This is a genomic window from Gordonia sp. N1V (assembly GCF_029269935.1).
Lineage (GTDB): Bacteria > Actinomycetota > Actinomycetes > Mycobacteriales > Mycobacteriaceae > Gordonia > Gordonia polyisoprenivorans.
Map to the genome: position 1 here is coordinate 145398 of NZ_JARJDD010000014.1, position 7155 is coordinate 152552.

General features: G+C 67.2%; 7 protein-coding genes. All 7 read right to left on the reverse strand.

Annotation, left to right across the window (positions count from 1 at the left end; genetic code table 11):
• Position 1 precedes the first annotated feature (1 nt).
• Positions 2–1585 (reverse strand): alkaline phosphatase D family protein, encoded by a 1584-nt coding sequence (locus tag P3L18_RS18450; protein ID WP_276114874.1) that lies wholly within the window; start codon positions 1583–1585, stop codon positions 2–4.
• A 67-nt stretch (positions 1586–1652) separates the two neighbouring features.
• Positions 1653–3155, reverse strand: a complete 1503-nt coding sequence (locus P3L18_RS18455) for a HAMP domain-containing sensor histidine kinase (protein ID WP_276114875.1) — start codon at positions 3153–3155, stop codon at positions 1653–1655.
• Between the two features lie 64 nt (positions 3156–3219).
• Positions 3220–3924 (reverse strand): response regulator transcription factor, encoded by a 705-nt coding sequence (locus P3L18_RS18460; RefSeq protein ID WP_276114876.1) that lies wholly within the window; start codon positions 3922–3924, stop codon positions 3220–3222.
• Between the two features lie 102 nt (positions 3925–4026).
• The gene (locus P3L18_RS18465; protein WP_276114877.1) at positions 4027–4521 is read right to left on the reverse strand and encodes an SRPBCC family protein; all 495 of its coding nucleotides are present in this window, start codon (positions 4519–4521) and stop codon (positions 4027–4029) included.
• Positions 4518–5228: a DUF899 family protein gene (locus P3L18_RS18470; RefSeq protein ID WP_079930586.1), complete on the reverse strand. Its 711-nt coding sequence runs from the start codon at positions 5226–5228 to the stop codon at positions 4518–4520. The genes P3L18_RS18465 and P3L18_RS18470 overlap by 4 nt, the downstream gene beginning before the upstream one ends.
• 76 nt (positions 5229–5304) lie before the next feature.
• A complete protein-coding gene (locus P3L18_RS18475; protein ID WP_276114878.1) occupies positions 5305–6507 on the reverse strand; it encodes a winged helix DNA-binding domain-containing protein in 1203 nt (400 codons plus the stop codon).
• 13 nt (positions 6508–6520) lie between these two features.
• Positions 6521–6919: a RidA family protein gene (locus P3L18_RS18480; RefSeq protein ID WP_276114879.1), complete on the reverse strand. Its 399-nt coding sequence runs from the start codon at positions 6917–6919 to the stop codon at positions 6521–6523.
• Positions 6920–7155: the final 236 nt, after the last annotated feature.

The window sequence follows — 7155 nt, forward strand, 5'->3', positions numbered from 1 at the left end:
GTCAGGGCGTCAACTCCTTGGTGTACAACACCTGTCCGCGTGAGTCGCAGAGGTCGACGGTGAGGACCTTGGTGTCCTTGGCGATGCGGACCTCCCCGAAGTGCTGAAAGCCTTCCGCCGGTGAGGTGTTGGCCTTCTGCGGGGCGTGGACGTACTCGTAACGCGGGCCGAACGTGGCGTCGAGCGGGCTGACCGGGAACGCGCCGGCGTGCAGGGGTCCGCTGACGAACTCCCAGAACGGGGAGAAATCGCGGAAGGACGCGCGGTCGGGCTCGTAGGAGATGGCCGCGGTGTAGTGGACGTCGGCGGTCAGGAACACCTTGCCGGTGACGTTCTTGGTTTGCGATAACACCTTCGAGAAGGCGATCTCCCGCCCGCGGGGCGCGCCCGGATCTCCTTGTGCCACCGCCTCCATCGACTTCGGACCGTGACGTGGATCGGACAGCGCGTCAGGAACGACGATGCTGATCGGCAGGTCGTTGGCGATCACCTTCCAGGTCGCCCTCGACGATCGCAGCGAGTCGATGAGCCAGCGCGTCTGTTCGGCACCGAGGATGCCGCCGTCGTCGGTGGTCGACCAGTTGGCCGGATTCGGGTCCTTGTAGGTGCGCATGTCGAGTAGGAAGACGTCGAGCAGCGGACCGTGGGAGACCTTGCGGTACAACCGGTTTCCGGTGGCCTCGGAGACCGGCTGCCATTCGCGCCAGGCCTGCCGCGCGTTGCGGGCCAGGGTGTTGACGTCGGTCTGGGTGTAACCGTCTCGTTTCTGGCCGGTCAGGTTTTCCCCCGGGTACCAATTGTTGAGTACCTCGTGGTCATCCCACTGGATGAGCTGGCCGACGCTCGCGGCGAATCGCCGGTAGTTTCCGTCGGTCAGGTTGTAGGCGTAGTTGCCGCGGAAGTCGTCGACGGTTTGTGCCACATGCGCTTTGGCGGGTGTGGTGACGTTGCGGTAGAGCTGCCCGTTGTTCTGCTTCTGGGTGGGGTCGATGGTGTTGTCGGCGTAGATGGCGTCGCCGGAGTGGATGAAGAAATCCGGTGCGCGGTCGGCCATCACCCCGAAGACGGGGAGGCCCCCGATGTCGGGGTTGATTCCCCAGCCCTGCCCGACGACATCACCCGACCAGAGAAAGTGCACGTCGCCGGCGGTGACCGGGGCGGTGCGGAACATGCCGGTGACCGGCTCACCGACCGCGCCGGTGGGGCCTTCGAGGCGGACCCGGTAGTGCACGGTCTGCCCCGGCGGGAGTCCGGCGACCCGCACCCGGCCGGTACCGTCGGTCAGCGGGGTCAGCAGCGGGCCAGTGAAAGTCCTTGTGTTGCGAAAGGTTTCGGTGGCCGAGGTCTCCACGATCATTCGGGCCGGCGAGTCCGAGCGTGCCCATACCACTGCGCCGCTCGCGCTCTGATCGCCCGCGGCCACCCCGTGGGTCAGGCGTGGGCGCGGACGCAGCAGACCCGGTGACGTGGGTGCGGCACTCGCGCGGCCGGCCATCACCGAGCCGGTGGGCAGCACCAGCGCACCGATCGTCGCCGCGCGTAGCAACTCGCGTCGGGTGGGGGTGCCGGCAGATCGTGTGGTCATGGTGTGAGAATCACGCACCACGGCGACGGGACCGCGAACTCCGGGTGACGTGGGGGTGACGGTGTGGTCAGTCCGCGAGTCGCGGCAGCCGCACCCAGAAGCAGGCGCCCTCGCCCGGCGTCGAGTCGACCCCGACGCGGCCACCTTGCGCGTCGACCAGCGCGGCCACGATCGACAAGCCCAGTCCGCTGCCGCCGCCCTCGCCCCGTGATCGCGAACTGTCGCCGCGATAGAAGCGTTCGAAGACGTGTGAGCGCTCGTCGGGGGTGAGGCCCTGACCGGTGTCGGTGACGGTGACCAGCACGTCGCCGACCCCGTCGAGCACGCCGACGCCGACGGTGATCGTCGCCTCCGGCGGGGTGTGGACGACGGCGTTGTTGACGAGGTTGCGGATGACCTGCACCAACCGCGCCGAGTCGCCGCGCACGACGGGCGGTTCGTCCGACGGCGACACCTGCAGCCGGATCTCCCGGTCGGGGGCGGCGGCACGCGAGGCCTGCACGGTGTCGGCGGCCAGCATCAGCATGTCGACCGGCTCGGAATTGAGGGGCCGGTGGGCGTCGAGCCGTGCCAGCATCAGCAGGTCTTCGACGAGGAGCTTCATGCGGGCGGCCTCGTCGTCGATCCGGCGCATCGCATCGCCCGGGTCGGCGACCGCGCCCTGCCGATAGAGCTCGGCGAACCCCTTGATCGAGGTCAGTGGGGTGCGGAGTTCGTGGCTGGCGTCGGCGACAAAACGCCGCATCTTCTCCTCGGAATGCCGGGCCTGCTGTTCGGAGGCTGCCGTCGTGGCGAAGGCGTGCTGGATCTGGCCGAGCATCGTGTTGAGCGAGGCGGAGAGGCTACCGACCTCGGTGTTGGGCGGGCCCGGGGCCACCCGCATGTTGAGGTTGCCCGCGGCGATCGCGTGGGCGGTCTCCTCGACTCGGCGCAGTGGCCGCAGGCTCGATCGGACCACCAGATAGCTGAGCACACCGAGGACCACGACCACGGCCGCGCCGATGCCGAACTGCAGCCACATCAATCGTGACAGGGTCTTGTTCACGTCGGAGAGCGGCACGGCCACCACGGAAACCCCGTCGGGGCCAATGTGTTTGATGACACGCCACTGCGGGCCGTCACCGTCCTGCGACCCGACCGTCGTCGGCGAGACGTTGCCATCGGGCAGCCCGCTGAGGTCAGGGGTGTGGGTGAAATCGTTCGCGTTGGAGATGACCTGCCCGGAGTTGAGGGTGGTCATCACGAAAAACGACGATGGTGGCCGGCGCGGTCCGATGGGCGGGCCCTGCGTTTGATCCATGTCCGGGTTGCGGGGTTTGGCCCAGGTCCCCACCGCCGACACCAGACCCTGATCGGTGCGCGAGAGCAGATCCGAGCGCATCGCCGAGGTCACCGCGATTCCTGACACCAGCAACCCGAACGCCACCAGCACCATGGTGAGCGCGACCAGCGAAATACGCAGTGGAACACCACGTGTGCGGATCTTTGCCGCCTTCGTCACCGTCGGGGCTGCCGGGGCACCTGCCGGTGGGTCGGCCGGCGGCGCCGCCGATCGGGTGCGAACGCTCATGGGGATACCGTGCCGCAATCGGTCCGGTCAGCGTCATGTGGGTTCGCGTCATGTGGGTTCGGGCTCACCGCGGCTCCCGCATGACATATCCGACGCCACGCAAGGTGTGGATCAGCGGTGTGACACCGTTATCGAGTTTGCGGCGCAGGTAGGAGACATAGGATTCGACGACGTTGACCTCGCCCCCGAAGTCGTAGTTCCAGACGTGGTCGAGGATGCGTGGCTTGGACAGCACGGTGCCCGCGTTGACCATGAAGTAGCGCAGGAGGGTGAACTCGGTCGGCGACAACGAGATCAGCTTGCCGGCCTTCCACACCTCGTGGGTCTCGTCGTCGAGTTCGAGGTCGGCGAAGGTGACGCGCGAGACCTCCTTGGCCCGCTCGTCGAAACCGCTGCGCCGCAACAGGACCTGCAACCGCGCCACCACCTCTTCGAGGCTGAACGGTTTGGTGACGTAATCGTCGCCGCCGACGGTGAGTCCATTGACCTTGTCCTCGACCGAATCCTTGGCCGACAGGAACAGCGCGGGCGCCGAGATCCCGTCGGCGCGTAGGCGCCGCAACAGGCCGAAACCGTCCATCCCCGGCATCATCACGTCGAGGATGAGGACGTCGGGTTTGAAGTTGCGGCATCGGTCGATGGCCTCGGGACCGCCCGCGGCGGTCTCCACCTCGTAGCCCTGGAACTTCAATGACACTGATAGCAATTCACGAATGTTCGCCTCGTCGTCGACGACGAGGACCTTCGCTCCCTGACCCGTTTCGCTCACGTGTATCACCTTCCGCCCTCAGTCTGCCATGCGGCTGACATCCGGCTGGGAGCTTTCTGTGAGGCCTGACCAGCGGCGATGGGGCAGACTGCGGGCGATCGCTCAGGTCCGGGAGAGCGCGGCGTCGAGACTGGCCAGAGACTGCTCGAGAAAGCCGCGGCCGAAGGGCGGCATGCCGCCGACCTGCCCGCGAAAGGCCGACGGCGTGTTCGTCCAGTCATAGGTGAGCCGCACCAGGGTGCCGTCGTCGTCGGGTGTGAGCTCGTAACGCCACCACCAGCCGCCGGATTCGTGGTCGCCGGAGTCGTTGAGCTGCCCGGGCAGCCACGCGATGACCCGGTCGGGTTCGTATGCGGCGACCAGATTGTGGATCACGTAGTGCCCGCCGGCCTGTTCGAGAAACATGTTGACCGCGAAGATCTGTCCGGCCCGGGTGATCGGCGCGGTGTCGATGGCGTCGCGCACCCAGTCCGTCGGTTCGGTCTCCTGGTGTCGGACCGGGTTGCACAGCAGGGCGAAGACCGCCTCCGGAGAGGCGTCGACGTGACGCGTGACGGTCATCGACTCGGTGTCGGGCTGGGTGCGGTTGGCGCTCATCGCGTGCCCTCTCCATAGCTGTCGGCGATCTGCTCGCTACCCGCCCATCCGGAGTAGGTGGGGCGTTGCGGCCAGCCGTCCGGGGAGTCCTGCCACACCTCCTGTCGTCCCCAAGGGAGCAGGTCGATCAATGCGAAGGTGTGGCTCAGCTGCTCGGTGCCCCGGCCGTTGGTGTGCCAGGTGCGGTAGACACGGTCCCCGTCGCGCATGAACACGTTGACCGCGAAGCCGGCTCCGGGTGCGGCGTCCATCTCGGCACCGAACTCGGTGCCCGCGGCGGAGAACCACTCCATCTGGTTACCGACTCGCCGCTTGTAGGCCAACGCCTCGTCGATCGGACCGTTGGTGACGATCACGAAGCGCGCGTCATAGTTCTCGAGGAATTCCAGTCGGGTGAATTGGGAGGTGAATCCCGTGCATCCGGGGCATTGGTACTCGGCGCCGTCGTTCCACATGTGGTGGTAGGTGATCAATTGTGACCTGCCGGCGAAGATCTCCGACAGTGATGTCGGGCCGTCGGCGCCGGTGAGCGTGTGGTCGGCGACCTCGACCATCGGCAGTCGGCGACGTTGCGCGGCAATGGCGTCGAGCTCACGGGTAGCAGCTTTCTCGCGACGGCGCAGGTCGGCGAGTGCGGCCCGCCACGTCGCCTCATCGGCAACGGGCGGTAGACCGCGGTCGGCTTCCGGGTGGGTCGGTGCGGTCATCGGAACCTCCTGGGTGTGGGTGTGCGCGGTGTGGGTGCGCGGACCTCCAGAGACTGACCGGCGATGGCACCGGAATTCATCGCGCCCGCAGTTCGCGCAGGTAGGGCGGTGGGTAGCCGGGCCGGAAGGGCATCTCACCGAGCCACTCGGACAGGGCGTCGGCGCGGGCGGCGACGGCTCGACGAGCCGCCGCGGGCAACGTCTCGAAGAGGTGGACCTCTACCCGTGTGCCGGCCTCTCGATGCCAGCCGCCGACGATCCGCCCGTCCCACCACACCGTCTGACCCCCGTTGCCGTTGCGATCGAAGATGGCGTCGACGTGCGGGCCGAGATAGAAGTCGCGCACCTTGTGACCCATGGTCGTCGGGTCGAGTTCGGGCAACAGGAGGGCTGCGGGCGGCAGCGGATCGTCGTCGGGGCCGCCGGGCAGATCGTCGGCGAGGACGTATCCGACGGAGCCGTCGTCGAGATCGACCTCGACGACGTCGAGCGACGCCAGCGCCTGTCGCACATCGCGTTTGGTCGATCCCAGCCACCAGACGAGGTCGGTCTCGGTACCCGGACCGAATCGCGCGAGCCATCGCCGGATGAGTGCAGTGTGCGCGGTGGCGGGATCGGGGACGTCGAGCGGTCTACCGAGCCAGCGGTCCATCGCCGACCACGACGGCCTCGACACGTGCCAGCCCCCGTTGTTGGGACCGCGTACGACTTCTCCTGCAGCACTGCACATGTTGAGAACTCGCGGAATCAGCGGACTCGGACCGCCGTATGACTTGCCCGGGCTGACGATGACCTGTCGATCGAATTCCGGCACGCGAGCACGCAGTTCCGCCGACGTCATCGTGGTGCCGTCGGCGAACGCGGAGAGCACCGCGGCACGAGCGTCATCGATCCACTCTTCGGGATCGGCGACGTCCTCGGCGCGGCGAAGATCACGCAGCATGTTGGTTCGCTCGGAACCCGCAACCCGCGCACCGATCGCCCCGACCGCGTCGGGAAGGATGCCGTCGGGGAACACGAAAAGTGTTCGGCGCATGGCCAGTTGCTTGATCATCGTGCGGTCACCGTAGAGAGCCGCGTCCATGGTGTCGGTGCGAAAACCGTCGATCCGTGCCCACGCCGAGAGATACACCGTCGACGGCGTCGTCGCGTGCAGTCCGACGACGGCCGCGGCAGCGTCGACCACCGATGCCGCGTGATGCCCTTCTGCAAGGCAGTGTCTGCGCAGCAACCGGTTTCGGCGTTGGGCATCGGTGATGCGGGGTCGCGCAACGCTCATGGCCGCTGCCTGCTCACGACTGGGGCGGCGCGGCCACCGCGTCGACCTCGACCACCTGCCCGTCGTACGGCAGGACCGATACACCCATCATCATCGTCGGCGGTACCACATCGAACTCGGCGCTCACCGCTTCCCATGCGACACACAGATCCGCCTGAAGGTGTTCTGCCACATAGACTGTCAGCTTGGCCACGTCAACGAACGTCGCCCCCTGCTCGCCCAGCACAGCCGCGAGGTTCCCGAGGCACGCTCGCACCTGCGCAACGACATCATCGGGCGCGATCACCGCACCATTCTCATCCAATGGGCTGATCCCGGCCGTGAAGAGCAACGGCCCCGGCGACACCGTCGAACTGTACGGAAAACCACCGTCGTGCAGGGTCGTAGAACCGTTGAGGCGCACTCTCGACATGCGCCGATCCTACCGTCGCAGAAGCCGGCACCTCGTATGTTCGCCCCCCGATGGTCGAGCGGTTCCATCACCCGACGCTTGACCCCTTCCCCCGGTCGTTGCGCGGTTCCCTCACCCGACGCTTGCCCCTTCCCCCGATGGTCGAACCCTTCCACCGCCGATACTCAAGCGTCCCTTCCCTATGGTCGAGGTGCGAGCCGCGTGCGGCGAGCCTCGAGACCGCTTGCGCCGGTGCT